At 70.0% G+C, this 14599-nt stretch carries 17 protein-coding genes; 7 read left to right on the top strand and 10 right to left on the bottom strand.

Going from position 1 to position 14599, the window contains the following annotated elements; all coding sequences use genetic code 11:
* Positions 1-49 precede the first annotated feature (49 nt).
* From IG54_RS0102745 to IG54_RS39860, 3 genes are all read right to left on the bottom strand, one after another.
* Positions 50-574: a nuclear transport factor 2 family protein gene (locus IG54_RS0102745; protein ID WP_030776805.1), complete on the bottom strand. Its 525-nt coding sequence runs from the start codon at positions 572-574 to the stop codon at positions 50-52.
* 97 nt (positions 575-671) lie between these two features.
* Positions 672-1130, bottom strand: coding sequence for an NUDIX hydrolase (locus IG54_RS0102740; protein WP_037896079.1), 459 nt, complete (start codon positions 1128-1130; stop codon positions 672-674).
* 37 nt (positions 1131-1167) lie between these two features.
* The gene (locus IG54_RS39860) at positions 1168-1317 is read right to left on the bottom strand and encodes a hypothetical protein (protein ID WP_420712218.1); all 150 of its coding nucleotides are present in this window, start codon (positions 1315-1317) and stop codon (positions 1168-1170) included.
* Positions 1318-1776: 459 nt separating this feature from the next.
* On the opposite strand from IG54_RS39860, the gene IG54_RS0102730 reads away from it, so the two are divergent.
* The gene (locus IG54_RS0102730) at positions 1777-2142 is read left to right on the top strand and encodes a cupin domain-containing protein (RefSeq protein WP_030776800.1); all 366 of its coding nucleotides are present in this window, start codon (positions 1777-1779) and stop codon (positions 2140-2142) included.
* Between the two features lie 145 nt (positions 2143-2287).
* Here the strand turns inward: IG54_RS0102730 and IG54_RS0102725 are convergent, their stop codons facing one another.
* A complete protein-coding gene (locus IG54_RS0102725; RefSeq protein ID WP_234335936.1) occupies positions 2288-2665 on the bottom strand; it encodes a hypothetical protein in 378 nt (125 codons plus the stop codon).
* Between the two features lie 434 nt (positions 2666-3099).
* Here IG54_RS0102725 and IG54_RS0102715 point away from each other — a divergent pair, with 434 nt between their 5' ends.
* Together IG54_RS0102715 and IG54_RS0102710 are read left to right on the top strand one after the other, a co-directional pair.
* Entirely contained in the window at positions 3100-3408 is a 309-nt protein-coding gene (locus IG54_RS0102715) for a hypothetical protein (protein ID WP_030776794.1), read from the top strand.
* A 205-nt stretch (positions 3409-3613) separates the two neighbouring features.
* The gene (locus tag IG54_RS0102710; protein ID WP_234335934.1) at positions 3614-4135 is read left to right on the top strand and encodes a hypothetical protein; all 522 of its coding nucleotides are present in this window, start codon (positions 3614-3616) and stop codon (positions 4133-4135) included.
* 263 nt (positions 4136-4398) lie between these two features.
* Here IG54_RS0102710 and IG54_RS0102705 read toward each other — a convergent pair whose 3' ends face one another.
* The 4 genes from IG54_RS0102705 to IG54_RS0102685 all read right to left on the bottom strand — a co-directional run bounded on the left by IG54_RS0102705 (position 4399) and on the right by IG54_RS0102685 (position 7999).
* Positions 4399-4839, bottom strand: a complete 441-nt coding sequence (locus IG54_RS0102705) for a hypothetical protein (RefSeq protein WP_063756180.1) — start codon at positions 4837-4839, stop codon at positions 4399-4401.
* A gap of 502 nt (positions 4840-5341) precedes the next feature.
* Positions 5342-5890 carry a Uma2 family endonuclease gene (locus IG54_RS0102700; protein WP_420712219.1) on the bottom strand — a complete coding sequence of 183 codons (549 nt, stop codon included), beginning with the start codon at positions 5888-5890 and terminating at the stop codon, positions 5342-5344.
* A gap of 469 nt (positions 5891-6359) precedes the next feature.
* Positions 6360-7232, bottom strand: coding sequence for an undecaprenyl-diphosphate phosphatase (locus tag IG54_RS0102695; RefSeq protein ID WP_030776785.1), 873 nt, complete (start codon positions 7230-7232; stop codon positions 6360-6362).
* 296 nt (positions 7233-7528) lie between these two features.
* Positions 7529-7999 (bottom strand): winged helix-turn-helix transcriptional regulator, encoded by a 471-nt coding sequence (locus IG54_RS0102685; protein ID WP_199809488.1) that lies wholly within the window; start codon positions 7997-7999, stop codon positions 7529-7531.
* Positions 8000-8107: 108 nt separating this feature from the next.
* Between IG54_RS0102685 and IG54_RS0102680 the strand changes: the two genes are divergently transcribed.
* Positions 8108-9277 carry a thiolase family protein gene (locus IG54_RS0102680; RefSeq protein ID WP_030776782.1) on the top strand — a complete coding sequence of 390 codons (1170 nt, stop codon included), beginning with the start codon at positions 8108-8110 and terminating at the stop codon, positions 9275-9277.
* A gap of 64 nt (positions 9278-9341) precedes the next feature.
* Here the strand turns inward: IG54_RS0102680 and IG54_RS0102675 are convergent, their stop codons facing one another.
* Entirely contained in the window at positions 9342-10049 is a 708-nt protein-coding gene (locus tag IG54_RS0102675) for a TVP38/TMEM64 family protein (RefSeq protein WP_030776780.1), read from the bottom strand.
* A gap of 49 nt (positions 10050-10098) precedes the next feature.
* Here IG54_RS0102675 and IG54_RS0102670 point away from each other — a divergent pair, with 49 nt between their 5' ends.
* The 3 genes from IG54_RS0102670 (at position 10099) to IG54_RS0102655 (ending at position 13292) form a co-directional block, all read left to right on the top strand.
* On the top strand, positions 10099-10797 hold the full coding sequence (locus tag IG54_RS0102670) for a DNA alkylation repair protein (protein WP_030776778.1): 699 nt from the start codon (positions 10099-10101) through the stop codon (positions 10795-10797).
* A gap of 361 nt (positions 10798-11158) precedes the next feature.
* The gene (tuf, locus tag IG54_RS0102660) at positions 11159-12328 is read left to right on the top strand and encodes an elongation factor Tu (protein ID WP_030776777.1); all 1170 of its coding nucleotides are present in this window, start codon (positions 11159-11161) and stop codon (positions 12326-12328) included.
* Positions 12329-12500: 172 nt separating this feature from the next.
* Positions 12501-13292: a spermidine synthase gene (locus tag IG54_RS0102655; RefSeq protein WP_051819220.1), complete on the top strand. Its 792-nt coding sequence runs from the start codon at positions 12501-12503 to the stop codon at positions 13290-13292.
* On the opposite strand, the gene IG54_RS0102650 is transcribed toward IG54_RS0102655, so the two are convergent.
* A complete protein-coding gene (locus tag IG54_RS0102650) occupies positions 13254-14585 on the bottom strand; it encodes an MFS transporter (RefSeq protein ID WP_037896077.1) in 1332 nt (443 codons plus the stop codon). The genes IG54_RS0102655 and IG54_RS0102650 overlap by 39 nt on opposite strands.
* Positions 14586-14599 lie beyond the last annotated feature (14 nt).

Raw genomic sequence — 14599 nt, 5'->3', positions numbered from 1 at the left:
GGGGCCGGGCGGAGCCTGGCGCGGCGGGCGAACTGCTGTACGGCAGGCGTCAGTGATCGGCAGGCGTCGAGCGCGGCCGGTCGCCGCCCCGGCGCCACTTCTCCCGCACGGCCACCGCCCGCATGCGCCAGCCGCTGGACGTACGTACGAGAGAGAAGGCGTAGCGCCCGCCGCAGATGAAGTCGGGGGCCGTGGAGGCGCCGGGGCCAACGGCGTCATCGGGGTCGTCGGGGTCGTGGGGGCCGGCGGCGAACCGCATGGGGTTCACATAGTCGGCCTGGAGGCGCGCGGTGTCACCGATGTCCTGGTCCAGCGCGCCGAACTCCAGCCTGCGGTTGACGATCAGGTGCTGGCGCATCGGGAACATCCGCATCGTCCCGGCCAGCCACGCGGCTACCTCGGCGTACCCTCCCTCGATGCCACCGGCCGAGCGGTAGTCGGCGCGTCCTTCCGGGGTGAACAGTTGCTGGTAGGCGTCCCAGTCACCGTCGTCGACGGTCACCGCGTACTCGGTGATGAGGGCATCGATGGCCAACCGGTCGATCACGGCGGCGAGTTCCACGCGCTGCGTCATCGGCTCAGTGTTGGGCACGGGGGGTGCCGAGCCAAGGGGCTTGCATGGAAGAGGAGCCGGCGTGGCGGCCGGGAGTGGACGGACGGCGGCCCCGACGTCACCGCGCCGATGGGTGGTCCTGGAGCGCGCGGCTGACGAGGTCGTGGATCAGGAACTCCCCGGGCGAACGGTTCTCCTTCAGTCGTTGCAGCTGCCCGGGGCCGAACCAGCCGTACGCGCTGTGCTTGGACCACTCAAGGGCGGGGCGGCTCAGATCCCCCTCGACCTCGACGACGTAATCGGCCTCGCGCCGCACGCCTCCGCCATCGTCCCCGGTCCACTCGGCAACGCCGAGGAACCGCCGCACATGCCGCAGCCGCCAGCCGGTCTCCTCCTCGATCTCGCGCGCGAGAGCGTCGAGAAGCGCCTCGCCGGGCTCGACATGGCCGCCGACGATGTCCCAGCTGTCGGGGAAGAGGCGACGGTCGGGCCCCCGCTTCTGGGCGAAGGCCTCGCCGCGCTCATTGAGGATGACCGCGCCGACGGTCCAGGTCTCCCCGGAGGCGGGAACGGGCACCCGAACCCCGGGGGCGAGGTCGAAAAACGGCGGCACCTCAGGCCGCTTTGACTATCTCTTCGCGGACCGCGGCCGCCCACTCCGTCACCAACTGCTCGTACTCTCTGCGCTGCTCGGCGCTGAGACGGCCGCCGGCGCGCAGCCACAGGCCGCGGATCCGCTCGTTCAGTTCGACAGAAGACCGCACGGAACCACGGGGTGGTGGGGTTAAGGGCATGGCGCCAAGCCTAGGCGATACCTACGACAATCGGAACTGTCAGCTACCACACACCTCCGCCCCGTGATCGATCACGGTCACCGGCTCCCGGGTAGCCGCCCCCATATCCATATGGAACGGTAGAAAACGACCCGTCGAACCATGGGTCGGGTCCCTACCGGAAGAGGTGGCGACATGTCCTCGAAGCGACGCCGCAAGAAGAAGTCCCGCCGCAAGCACGCGGCCAACCACGGCAGCCGCCCTCAGTCCTGAGGCTCCGAGGCCCTGAGGCGCTGAGGCCTGGGCGAGACCCCCGGTTGGCATCCTCCGGTTGACAGGCAGAGGATGGAGTGACAGGGGTCGGCTGGTGATGTCGACCGTGGACCCCGCGGCGGCGACGACTGACTCCCGGAGTATGGGCAGGGTATGGCCCGAACGGAGGAAGTCATCATGATGGAGGTCAAGACGGTCGAGAAGCCGGACGAGCAGCTCGAGTTCCCTCGCGGTCACCTCGAAGCGGTCCACCTCACGGGACTGGACTTCGCCGTGGCCACCTTCGAGCCCGGCTGGCGCTGGTCCGAGTCCGTGGCGCCACTCACCGGCACCGAGAGCTGCCAGATCCACCACAACGGCTGCGTCGTCCAGGGGCGGATGCACATCCGCATGGACGACGGAGGCGAAAGCGAAGTAGGACCGGGCGACGTCTTCGTATGCTCGCCCGGCCACGACGCCTGGGTCGTCGGCGACGAGCCGGTCGTGCTGTACGACTTCGCGGGGGGTATGGCCCAGGAGTACGTGAAGGGGGCGGAGGCGTAGCGCGGGAAGGTCGGTGAGGGGGGGGCGGGCAGCGGGGGTGCGGCTCAGCCCGTCGACTCGTCGGCGTGCGGGCCGAGCACCCCCATGCTGACCAGTCAAAACCACTTTGAGCCTTTGCCGACCTCACATTGAGGCCGCGTGGTGATCAGCCGCTGTGTTCGGCGCTACTGCCGGTGATCGTTCGAAACAGCTCGCGAGCCTGCTCGCAGAACCGCTCGACCTCCGTGACGTCCGGCTCGTCACCGCTGGCCAGCATCCGGGTCTGAAGCTGCTCGGAGCGCAGGCCGCCGTAGCGGGCCCGCACCTCAGCGGTCACCGGCTGGACCGCGATGTGGAGGTGCTTGCGTGCGTCGCGGCCGTGCGACCACATACAGACGTAGGTCTGCTCGGGCTGGCACAACGTCTCCACGACACGAGCCGTATCGCGTAGCAAGGGGCCGAGTTCATCCGCTGCCGTGTCGTCGAGTTCCGCGATGGCCACGACGTGCTCTCGCGGGCCGACGATCAAGGTACCGAGATTCATCGGACCGACGACGTGATTCACAACCCAGGCGGCGGTCTCGTGCAGGACACCCCCGGGCAACTCCCGGCGCCCGGCCAGAAGGTCACACCCAAGACACCCCGTCACATCCACGCCCACCACCCTATACAGAGCACGCATCGATGATGCTGGCGACCAACTTGATTGCTGAATCCGCCAGTTGGCCTGCGCAGGTGATGAAGCTTCCGGTAGACCGGTTCACGAACAAGATCGCCTGCACCGCCAGGAGCTTCACGTGCTTGTCTGTCCCCCGGACCTCGATCTGACCACCCGACACTGCGGTTCCTGACCGGACGATTGGCCCCCCATTGGACGGCACGCGGGCCTCGGTGGCGCCCACTGTGCGCCCCACGGTTGTTCCCCGGCCGTGGGGCGCACATCCATGCCGACGCCAACCATGCTTCGGAGGCACACCAATGATCGATTCCGCTAGCTCTGAGAGCGTTCGGGAGTTCACCCCGGCTCAGTACATCGCCCCCTACCTGCTGCTCATCATCGGCAATGCAGGAGTGCAGAACGCGCCGGTGAGTGATCGGCCCGTGCTGTTCTGGGTCTTCACGGGGATCGCCGCACTCGGCACCGTCTCCGCTGTGGTGCGCCTCCGGTGTATGTGGAACACCCATAAGCGCCGCCCTCTGCCCGCGTGGACACGGTTCCTCGGCCTGCTCCTCGCCCTGTACGGGTTGTATGTCCTCTACCGCGTCATCAACGGCATGGCTGAGTAAAACGCCGAGAGCCAGCGAGGGTGAACAGGCCGGTGGGCCGGTCCTATTGGGGGCGAATGCCGATCTTGCGCAGCCGAAGGCGAACTCCCTGCGGCGATCCCCGCCCGGATACTCGGCGTCCACATCCAAGTCGCCATTCAGTGGCAGAAGGCATCCGGCGGTGACTGGGCCGCCTACGCTGCGGATGTCAGCCAGCGCTCTCATCGTGCTCACCAGCAAGGAGAAGACGTACATGCCTCTCGACGACCAGCACGCGTGGGCACTGCTGCGAGCACTCGATGATCCGGACCACATGGAATTCCCCCGCGGCTACGACCACACAGACGCCCGGGCCCGGTTCGACCGTCTCGTATCCCGCCTGGACCAGCAGTTCCAGTGCACCTGCATCGTCGACCGAGGGGTCCAGGATGCCAGCCACCACGGGAGGATCGTCATCCCGGACGCCGCTACAGCCGGCGGGGGACACATCACCGTGACCATCAGCAACTTCAGGAACCTCGCCACCGTGACCCTGGGCAATCCCGGAAGCTACGACGAGGAAGAAGAACGCGAGTTCTTCCAGGACACAGACCGTTACCGCATCGATGACGAACTCGAAGCACTCGGCTACATCCCCATCTCGGAGCACCTGCTCTGGACGAGATACGACGGCGTCAGCGACCTCGTCGCCTTCTACCCGCCCGAGCATCCCCCGACGTGGTGGACTCGCTTCTTCGACTACCTATGACATTGTCCGCAGTGCTCTTTAGACGGGGCATTCGGAGAGTTCCCCTACCCGACACCACCGTTAGCCGTCTACCCAACGAACCCATCGAAGCCCACCGCGCCTTCATCACCCGCAGTCGGGCGATCGGGTCGCTCTGCATCGCAAGGATGCGCATCCCGGCGTATCTCACGCGGTCTTCTGTGGGCGCCTTCGTTGCGGCTTTGGTGGTCAGGTCGCTCGGCCCGGCCGCGTCCTGGGCACCACGCACGAGGGGGCGCCCCACGTCACGGCTTGCGGGAGAACCTCACGTCGAGGCCGCACGGCGCGTCCGGGTCGTCGGAAGCGCAGAGCGTGTCACCGCCGTTAACCGCGACGAGGTCGATCATGCAGTCCTCCTGCGGCACACCGTTGAACGAAAGACCGATCCGGGATCCCGACTTCGCCTTCTCCGAGACCTCGGTCAACGCGTCGCCCTTGTAGACGTAGAAACCCCACGTGCCGGACGAGGCGCCTGCGGGACAGCCGTTGTCGGCAAAAGCGTCAGATTTCAGGCTGGACGCGTTGAATGTCCGGTCGGCAGAGATATCGACTCTGCCGCCGCTCGACTCGACCCACATTCCGGTGACCTCATGCACTGCAACCTTCGCCGCTTTGTCATCATTACCGCACGAGGAGAGCAGGAGGACGGCCGCCAACGCCAATGGTGGGCCGAATATAAATTTCATCGCCTCGCATAATAGCAGTAGGAGTACAGGGCCTTATTGAATCGCCCCGCGGCCCTGCCTGCCGTTGTTCTTACTGCGCCCTTTCCGAGTGTTACTCGAGCCACTCCGAGTAGCTCACGCACCCGCGTGGTTGGCGGAATTCCAGTCCGAGAGGTCTTGAGCACTGAAACGGGACGTAACCGTTCCCTTCTTCTTGCCGACCGCCGTGATGCGCGCCGAGCCGTTCTAGCCGCCCGGGAAGGCATCCCCCAGCCAGGCAGGGAAGCGATGACGCAGAGCCTGGACGCCAACCCACGGGTGCTGTCCAGCGGAGCGGGCGGGCACGAGAGCGGGCGGCCCACTGCCGCTGCGGTGAAGCCCGTAACTTCCCCACCCGGCAACCTGCTCGCGACGTCACCGGCCGGTACGAGCCCCGTCAACCGTTCACCTTCGCCCTCGCGGGGGCGTGGGGCGGCTTACGCTTCCAGCTTGCGAAGCCGTGGCCCGGCGTCCGGGAGGGCGGTCAGGGCACGAGGCTGTCGAGGTCGATGTCGAGGGGGATGGGGACGGAGACCTTCAACCGGTTCCGGTGGATGCCGGTGGCCACGTAGGTACTGGTCATGGTGTCGAGTTCGTACGTGTGGACGGTGGGGGCGCCGATCTCGTCCTCGACGCGCCAGAAGTGGGGGATCCTGGCCTGTGCGTACTTGAAGGGCTTCAGGGAACGGTCGCGGTCCGCCGACTCCTCCGAGACGACCTCGATGACCAGGGCGACGTCTTCGGGCGCGTACCACGTTCGGTCCGGGTCGTACGGGGCAGTCGTGACCAGGATGTCCGGCTCGAGGCGGCTCTTCTTGTCGAGCCGGACGGTCATCTCACGCTCGGCGTCGAACCCGTCGGGGGCGGCCTGGCGCAGGGCGAAGGTCAGGTTCTCCACCAGCCGGGCGTACCAGGACCGCTGCGGCGACATCATGAAGATAAGGGCTCCATCGATGAGTTCGGTGTGCCGCGGCGCCTGGGCGAGGAGGTCGAGGTCATCAGCTTCCCAGCCGCTGATCCTGGGCGGGATCATCCAGTCGGGGAGTTCGGCGGTCACGGCTTCCTCCAGGCGCCTCGAAGAAGTCAGGGGCCCTCATCCCGGATCGCGGCCACGGGCGCAACGCTGGTGTCAGCATAGTCGGGCCACCGGATCTCACACTCGGCCCGTGTGGATCCGAGGAGCCGGCGGTCGTTGATCATCTCGGTGTGGATCTGGACGGCGTGGTCCGTGGACGAGCTGCTTCGGAGGCGTGGTGCACGTCAGCTTGAGCGCCGGGTCGAGGTCGGCCGACACCAGGCTTGCGATGTCGTCGTACGGAAGGGCCCGCACGGACGGGCGGGCCCTTCCGTGTCATCCCCTCTTTGCGGACGCACCCGTCCTAGTGGGACGTATCCCAGCTCCCCATAGGAGATGAGTGGGAGACAAGTGGGAGATGATCATGGCGTGGTGCTGCAATCAGGCGCTAGGAAATGCTAGATAGCGCTACCCGTGTGGCCCGCTCTCAGCCCGCCGACTCCCCCGCATGCGGGCTCAGCACGCCCATGCTGACCAGCACCACCAGCACGATGCCGAGCAGGATCCGGTAGTAGACGAACGGCATGAAGCTCTTCGTGGTGATGAACTTCATGAACCATGCGATGACCGCGTAGCCGACCACGAATGCGACGATCGTCGCGAAGATCGTCGGGCCCCAGGAGACGTGCCCCTCGCCCGCGTCCTTCAGCTCGAAGACGCCCGAGGCGAGCACCGCGGGGATGGCCAGGAGGAAGGAGTAACGGGCCGCCGCCTCGCGGGTGTAGCCCATCAGGAGGCCGCCGCTGATCGTGGCGCCGGAGCGGGAGACGCCCGGGATCAGCGCCATCGCCTGGCAGAGGCCGAAGATCAGGCCGTCCTTGACGCCCAGCTCCTTGAGCCCCTTGCGGTGGCGTACGGCGCGGTGCTTCCCGCCCGTCTCGTCACGGGCCGCGAGGCGGTCGGCGACGCCGAGGACGATGCCCATGACGATCAGCGTGGTGGCGATCAGGCGCAGGTCGCGGAAGGGGCCCTCGATCTGCTCCTTGAACGTCACGCCGAGGACGCCGATCGGGATCGAGCCGACGATGACGAGCCAGCCCATCTGCGCGTCGTGGTCCGAGCGCGGCACCTTCCCGAGGAGCGAGCCGAACCACGCCGACAGGATCCGCGCGATGTCCTTGCGGAAGTAGATCAGCACGGCGGTCTCGGTGCCGATCTGCGTGATCGCCGTGAACGCCGCGCCGGGGTCGTGCCAGCCCGCGAACGCCGCCGTCAGCCGCAGATGCGCGCTGGAGGAGATCGGAAGGAACTCGGTCAGTCCCTGGACGAGCCCGAGGATGAAGGATTCAAGCCAAGACATGAGAACTGCGCCGTCCAAGTACTGATCATCAGACCGCGCGAGCGGTCACAGCGGTCATCACGGTCAGAGAGGTCAGAGAGGTCAGAGAGGTGCGTGGCTGGGCGTGCGGGGAGAGCGTGCCGGAGGCGGAACGCCGGGACGCGAGGGGTGATCGCGCCCCTCGTCGTGGGGCAGCGTAGCGGCCTTGGGTTACGGGACCGCCGGGAGGGCCGCCTCGCCCGCGCCGGACTGCCCGGCGCCGACCGGGTCGCAGGCCGCGTCCCCGCTCCGCGTCGGGTCGCCGTTCAAGCGGCCGTTCAGGCGGCCGAGGGCCCCGTCGTCGTCCAGCCCGGGGTCTGCGGATGCGCGGTGACGTCCTCGTGGCGGACCGCGTCGCCGCAGGCCGCGCAGGTCACCACCGGCACCAGTTCATGACCGCACGCGTGCTCAAGGACCATCGGGCGGCCGTCGTCCCCGCGCAGATGCCGGTCACCCCACGCCATCAGGGTCATCAGGACCGGCTCCAGTTCGAGGCCCGCCCGCGTCGGCCGGTAGCGGAAACGCTGCGGACGCTCGCTGTAGACGACCTTCTCCAGGACGCCGGCCTCCACCAGTCGGCGAAGGCGCGCGGCGAGGACGTCGCGGGGGGCGCCGATGTTGCGTACGAGCTGGTCGAAGCGTTCGTTGCCGAGGCACACCTCGCGCAGTACGAGCAGGGAGTACTTCTCGCCGACCAGGGCGAGGGCATCGGCGATGGAGCAGGGGCGCGGATCCTTCATGCGGGGCAGTCTAGGGGGCGCATCCGAGAGGGTTTGATTTTCCAACTCACGAAGTTATGGTGAGTCCAGTTTTCCTACTCACTGGTTTCTCCCTCGGTAGTCGAAAGAGGCCGCCCCATGCGTGACGCCGTCATCGTCGAAGCCGTACGCACCCCCGTCGGCAAGGGCAAGCCCCAGGGCGCCCTCGCCGGCGTCCACCCCGTCGAACTCCTCGCCCACACCCTGCGCGCCCTCGTCGAGCGCAGCGGAATCGACCCCGCCCTGGTCGACGACGTGATCGGCGGCACCGTCGACCAGGTCGGCGAGCAGGCCATGAACACCACCCGCTACGCCGTCCTGTCGGCGGGCTTCCCCGAGTCCGTGCCCGCGACCACCGTCGACCGGCAGTGCGGCTCCTCGCAGCAGGCCGTGCACTTCGCGGCGCAGGGCGTCATGTCGGGGGCGTACGACATGGTCGTGGCCTGCGGCGTGGAGTCGATGAGCCGCGTACCGATGTGGTCGAACGTGCCCGCGGGGGCCGACCCGTTCGGGCCCGGCATCGCCGAGCGCTACCCCGACGGCCTGGTCCCGCAGGGCATCAGCGCCGAGCTGATCGCCGCCAAGTGGTCCATCGGACGCGACCGGATGGACGCCTTCGCCACGGCCTCCCACCAGCGGGCCGCGCGCGCCTGGGACGCGGGCCTCTTCGACGCCGAGACCGTGCCGGTCGCGGGCCTCACCCGCGACGAGTCGGTGCGCCCCGCCACCACGCCCGAGGTCCTCGCCGGTCTGAAGCCGGCCTACTACGACCCCGGATTCGGCGAACGCTTCCCGCAGATCGACTGGTCCGTGACAGCGGGCAACTCCAGCCCCGTCAACGACGGCGCGTCCGCCGTCCTCATCACCACCAGCGAGCACGCGGCCCGGCTCGGCCTGCGCCCGCTCGCCCGGTTGCACAGCTTCGCCGTCACCGGCTCCGACCCGCTCATGATGCTCACCGGCATCCTGCCCGCCACCGAGAAGGTGCTGCGCAAGGCGTCGCTGAGCCTCGACGACATCGACCTGTTCGAGGTCAACGAGGCCTTCGCGAGCGTAGTGCTGGCCTGGTTGCGGGAGACCGGCGCCGACCACGAGAAGGTCAACGTCCACGGCGGGGCCATCGCCCTCGGCCACCCGCTCGGCGCCAGCGGTACCCGCCTGATGACCACGCTCGTGCACGCGATGCGCCTGCGCGGCTCCCGGTACGGCCTACAGACCATGTGCGAGGCCGGCGGACTCGCCAACGCGACGATCCTCGAAGCGCTCTGAAGCCGCTAAGAGCGCTCCTAGGGCGCTCCTGAGGGGCCCCGACGCCCGCGGGGGCGAGTGGGCGTCAGCGGCCGCCGCGGAAGTGGTGGCGCTTGAACCAGGCGACCGTGGCTCCGGCCAGACCCGTCACCGCGATGAAGCCCATCGCGATCAGGAAGACCGGCGACGTCGGCGTCGAGGCGCGGGCACCGGCGACGACGTACGCCGCCGTGTTCGGAATCGACCCGAGGCCCGTGGCGATCAGGAACGGCAGCCAGCCCATGCGGGAGACCGCCGCGCAGTAGTTCGCCGCGGCGAACGGCACGCCGGGGAAGAGCCGCGCGGCCAGCATCGACCGGAAGCCGTGCCGGCTGAGCTGGCCGTCCGCCGCCTTCAGCCAACGGCCCCGCAGCAGCGGCCGCAGCGCGTCCTGGCCCAGCATCCGGCCGAGCCCGAAGGCGATCCCGGCACCGAACACCGTGCCCGCGACCGCCGCCACGAGACCCGCCTGCGAGCCGAAGAGCGCACCGGCCGCCAGATTGAGCAACGGTCGCGGCACGAACGCGGCGGTGCACGCCCCGTACGCCACCGCGAACAGCGCCACCGCCGTGGCGCCGCCCAACTGCGCGGGCCACCCGTCGGAGAGGAGCCGCTGCGGTTCGAACAGCAGCACGCACGTCCCCGCCGCCGCGAGCAGCACCACGAGCAGCGACAGCCGTGACCACGGAGACAGCAGCGCCCTGGTGCAGCGCACGGCGAAGCCCTGGGGTCGGGCGGTTGCGGTCTCGAACATCCGGGAAGACTAACCGGCTGATGTGTCTGATCGCCGTATGGTGCGTCTCATGAGCGTCACAGTCCCGAGAAGTGACCTGGCCGACGCGGTGCTCGCCCGGCTCGTCGAGAGCTACTCCGCGGCGGCCGATCAGCCGCAGGCCGCTCGGATGCGCGCCTATATGAAGGACATCGCTCCCTTCCTGGGTCTGACCTCGCCCGTGCGCCGCGAGCTGGACCGCGCCGTGCTCGCCGGGACGCCGCGCCCCGACGAGGCGGACTGCGCGGCGATCGCGCTGCGCTGCTGGGCCCTTCCCGAACGGGAGTACGCCTACTTCGCCGTGGACTATCTGCGCCGTCACGTGCGGCGCTGCTCCTCCGCCTTTCTGCCGGTCGCGCGCCACCTCGTGACCATTCGCCCCTGGTGGGACACCGTCGACGCGCTCGCGGCGCACGTCGTCGGCGGACTGGTCCGCGCCGACCCGCGCCTGCGCACCGCCATGGACGAGTGGATCGAGGACGAGAACCTCTGGGTGGCCCGCACGGCCCTCCTCCATCAGCTCCGCCACAAGTCGGCGACGGACTCGGAGCGCCTCTTCGCCTACTGCGTACGCCAGTCGGGGCACCCCGACTTCTTCGTCCGCAAGGCGATCGGCTGGTGCCTGCGCGAGTACGCCAAGACCGACCCGGAGGCCGTACGCGCCTTCGTCGAGCGCGAACGGGACCGGCTCGCGCCGCTGTCCGTACGGGAAGCGCTGAAAAACCTCTGAACTCCCCCCTGCGTCAGGCCTCCTGCGTCAGGCCTCCTGCGTCTGACCCCTTGGATCCGGTGAATCCGGCCCCGCGGCCGAGCGAAATTCATTCGACGCGGGCGCCCCCTTCGGTGAGGATCAGACGCATGTTCCGGTACGCCTTCCTCGCAGCCACGCCCGCAGTCGCGGGCGCTGCGAAGGCTGCCGACCTCGCCCCCGTCGCCCCCGACGCCTTCGACGGCGCCCGAAGCTGACCCTCCCCGGACACTCCGGCGGACCCCGCAGGGGGAGGGTCGGTCCGGCCCCGGGGTCCCCGTCCCGCCCGCGCGCACGCCGCGGGGCCGGGGCAACAGCTTCGAGTTCCGGAGAAGGAACCACCATGCCCAAGACGGCTTACGTCCGCACCAAACCGCACCTGAACATCGGCACCATGGGCCACGTCGACCACGGCAAGACCACGTTGACCGCCGCCATCACCAAGGTCCTCAGCGAGCGCGGCACCGGCACGTTCGTGCCCTTCGACCGCATCGACCGCGCGCCGGAGGAGGCGCAGCGCGGCATCACCATCAACATCGCGCACGTCGAGTACGAGACGGACACCCGGCACTACGCGCACGTGGACATGCCGGGCCACGCGGACTACGTCAAGAACATGGTGACCGGCGCCGCCCAGCTCGACGGGGCGATCCTCGTCGTCTCGGCGCTCGACGGGATCATGCCGCAGACCGCCGAGCACGTCCTGCTCGCTCGTCAGGTCGGCGTCGACCACATCGTCGTCGCCCTCAACAAGGCCGACGCCGGGGACGAGGAGCTGACCGACCTCGTCGAGCTGGAGGTCCGCGACCTGCTCTCCGCGCACGGGTACGGCGGGGACTGCGTCCCTGTCGTACGGGTCTCCGGGCTCAAGGCGCTGGAGGGCGAGCCGCGTTGGACCGCCGCGATCGAGGCGCTCCTGGACGCGGTGGACACGTACGTGCCGATGCCCGAGCGCTATGTCGACGCGCCCTTCCTGCTGCCCGTCGAGAACGTGCTCACCATCACCGGGCGCGGCACCGTCGTCACCGGCGCCGTCGAGCGCGGCACCGTCCGCGTCGGCGACCGCGTGGAGGTCCTCGGCGCCGACACGGAGACGGTGGTCACCGGTCTGGAGACCTTCGGCAAGCCCATGGAGGAGGCGCAGGCCGGGGACAACGTGGCGCTGCTGCTGCGCGGCCTGCCACGCGACGCGGTCCGCCGCGGCCATGTGGTCGCGGCGCCCGGCAGCGTCAGCCCGAAGCGGCGCTTCACCGCGCATGTGTACGTCCTGTCGACCCGTGAGGGCGGCCGTACGACGCCGATCGCCACGGGGTACCGGCCGCAGTTCTACATCCGTACCGCGGATGTGGTCGGCGACGTCGACCTCGGCGAGACGGCGGTGGCCCGGCCCGGCGAGACGGTCACGATGACGGTCGAACTGGGCCGGGACGTACCGCTGGAGACGGGCCTCGGCTTCGCGATCCGCGAGGGCGGCCGCACCGTCGGCGCGGGCACCGTCACGGAGGTCGTCTGACGGGCCATGACCTCGCACCGCCCGCCCCGGGAGCATCGGGCCCCCGGGGCGGGCGGGCACAATGGAGCGCGTGGACGAGCACGAGCAGGAGTTCGAGACCGGCGCCGGGGCCGGGCCGCCGGACGAGGCGATTCCGGTGATCCGGGAGGTCGATCACGGCACCGCCAGGCTGATGCCCGACATCGACCGGGAGCGGGCCTGGCTGCTCACCGTCGACGGGGCGCCCCAGTCGTACGTGGACCTGGACGCGCCCACCCATGTGGAGTTCGAGTACGCGCGCCGCCTCGCCCACGTCCTGGACACCGCGGCCGGACCGGGCCTTCCGCTCGGCGTCGTCCACCTCGGCGGCGGCGCCCTCACCCTGCCCCGCTATGTCGCCGCGACCCGGCCCGGCTCCCGGCAGGACGTCGTCGAGGCCGACCGCGGACTGCTCCGACTGGTCGCCGAGCACCTGCCGTTGCCCGCGGACTCGGGGATCACCGTGCACGGCGCGGACGCGAGGCAGTGGCTCGACGCCGCGCCCGACGACAGCGCCGACCTCCTCGTCGCCGATGTCTTCGGCGGCTCCCGCGTGCCCGCGCACCTCACCACGGCCGCCTACGCGAGGGCCGCCGACCGCGTACTGCGCCCGCACGGCCGATACGCCGCGAACCTCGCCGACGGCGCGCCCTTCGCCTTCCTCCGCTCCCAGCTGGCCACCTTCGCCGAGGTCTTCGAGGAACTGGCACTGATCGCGGAACCGGCCGTGCTGCGCGGTCGCCGCTTCGGGAACGCGGTCCTCATCGCCTCGCACGCCCCCATCGACATCGCGGCACTGGCCCGGCGCACGGCCTCCGACGCCTTCCCCGCCCGCGTCGAACACGGCGGGCCGCTGCGGCGCCTCATCGGCGACGCGAAGGCCGTACGCGACGAGGACGCGGTCCCCTCACCCGAGCCGCCCGGCGGGGCCTTCAGCGTCGGCTGAGGTCGTGGCGACGGCGTCCGCGGAGGCGGCGGCGCGGGGCGTGGGGACCTTCGTCACTTCCTTCGTACGCCGTGTGAGGTGGCGTACGTCGGGGACGAACAGGACGGCCGCCGTCACCAGCACCACGAGCGCCGCGCAGCCCCACAGCGACGCGGAGCGCCCGAACGCGGACTCCGCGGGGCCGGCGAGGGCCGTCGCCAGGGGGACCATCGCGATCGAGCCGAACCAGTCGTAGGCGGCGACGCGCGACAGCTTCTCCTCGGGGATCTCCTGGTGCATCGCGGTCATCCAGGAGACGCCGAACACCTCGATCGCCACCCCGCTGACGAACATCACCGCGGCGAGCCCGGCCACCGGCAGCGGCACGGCCAGCGCCGCCGAGGGCGCGGCCAGCGGGAAGACGCAGAGGGTGCCCGCGAACAGCAGCCGCCGCGGCTTCCACCGCATCATCAGGAACGCGCCGCCGACCGTGCCCGCGCCGAACGCGCCGAGCGCCAGGCCCCAGGGCCCCGCGCCACCCAACTCGTCGCGGGCGACCAGCGGCCCGAACACCGATTCGGCGGCGCCGACCACCGCCACCACGACGGAGAATTGCGCCACGATCGACCAGAGCCAGGGGCGGGAGGTGAACTCCCGCCAGCCGTCCCGCAGGTCGGAGAGGAGCCCGCCGCCCGGCGCGCGCTCCGGGATGTGGCTGACGTCGAGGAACGAACGCAGCGCCCCCGCGGCCGCGAACGCCACCGCGTCCACGGCGAGCACCCAGCCGGGGCCCATCGCCGCGACCATCAGCCCGCCGAGCGCGGCTCCGCCGAGGCCCGCGCCCTGCATCGCGAGCCGGTACATAGCGAAGGCCCTGCTGACCTGCTCCCCGCTGACCGAGGACATCAGCATGCCCTCGGCCGCGGGCCCGAAGAAGGCCTGGCCGACGCCGCCGAGACCGGTGAGCAGCATCATCTGCCACAGCTGCGGCTCGCCCGCGATGACGAGCCCGGCGAACGCCGCCTGCGACACGCAGTTCAGGGCGTTGGCGGCGACCATCACATGGTGGCGCGGCAGCCGGTCGGCGACCGCCCCGCCGATGAGCAGGAACAACACGAGCGGCAGCGTCCGCGCCGCCGCCACGAGCCCGACGTCCCCGCCGTCGCCCCCGGCGTCGAGAACCGCGAACGCCGCCGCGATCAACGCCCCGTGGCTTCCGAGGTTCGTCACGATCGCGGCGGCGGTCAGCAGCGTGTAATTGCGCCCCGCCCAGGAGGGGCGGCGGCGTGGCGCGGGGGCGGGAGTCGTCGTCACCCCGGGACTATCCC

It is taken from the genome of Streptomyces sp. NRRL S-920 (assembly GCF_000717945.1).
Taxonomy (GTDB): domain Bacteria; phylum Actinomycetota; class Actinomycetes; order Streptomycetales; family Streptomycetaceae; genus Streptomyces; species Streptomyces alboniger.
The sequence above is the reverse complement of the archived record's forward strand: the minus strand, read 5'-3'. Positions and strand labels throughout refer to the sequence as shown.

Bases quoted from the DNA above. Each gene is read 5' to 3' on its own strand.
- IG54_RS0102705 (WP_063756180.1), bottom strand. From the start codon at position 4,839: ATGAAATTTATATTCGGCCCACCATTGGCGTTGGCGGCCGTCCTCCTG.
- IG54_RS0102730 (WP_030776800.1), top strand. From the start codon at position 1,777: ATGATGGAGGTCAAGACGGTCGAGAAGCCGGACGAGCAGCTCGAGTTC.
- IG54_RS0102725 (WP_234335936.1), bottom strand. From the start codon at position 2,665: ATGAATCTCGGTACCTTGATCGTCGGCCCGCGAGAGCACGTCGTGGCC.
- IG54_RS0102675 (WP_030776780.1), bottom strand. From the start codon at position 10,049: ATGTTCGAGACCGCAACCGCCCGACCCCAGGGCTTCGCCGTGCGCTGC.
- IG54_RS0102700 (WP_420712219.1), bottom strand. From the start codon at position 5,890: ATGATCCCGCCCAGGATCAGCGGCTGGGAAGCTGATGACCTCGACCTC.
- IG54_RS0102745 (WP_030776805.1), bottom strand. From the start codon at position 574: ATGACGCAGCGCGTGGAACTCGCCGCCGTGATCGACCGGTTGGCCATC.
- IG54_RS0102695 (WP_030776785.1), bottom strand. From the start codon at position 7,232: ATGTCTTGGCTTGAATCCTTCATCCTCGGGCTCGTCCAGGGACTGACC.
- IG54_RS0102715 (WP_030776794.1), top strand. From the start codon at position 3,100: ATGATCGATTCCGCTAGCTCTGAGAGCGTTCGGGAGTTCACCCCGGCT.
- tuf (WP_030776777.1), top strand. From the start codon at position 11,159: ATGCCCAAGACGGCTTACGTCCGCACCAAACCGCACCTGAACATCGGC.
- IG54_RS0102670 (WP_030776778.1), top strand. From the start codon at position 10,099: ATGAGCGTCACAGTCCCGAGAAGTGACCTGGCCGACGCGGTGCTCGCC.
- IG54_RS0102655 (WP_051819220.1), top strand. From the start codon at position 12,501: ATGCCCGACATCGACCGGGAGCGGGCCTGGCTGCTCACCGTCGACGGG.
- IG54_RS0102680 (WP_030776782.1), top strand. From the start codon at position 8,108: ATGCGTGACGCCGTCATCGTCGAAGCCGTACGCACCCCCGTCGGCAAG.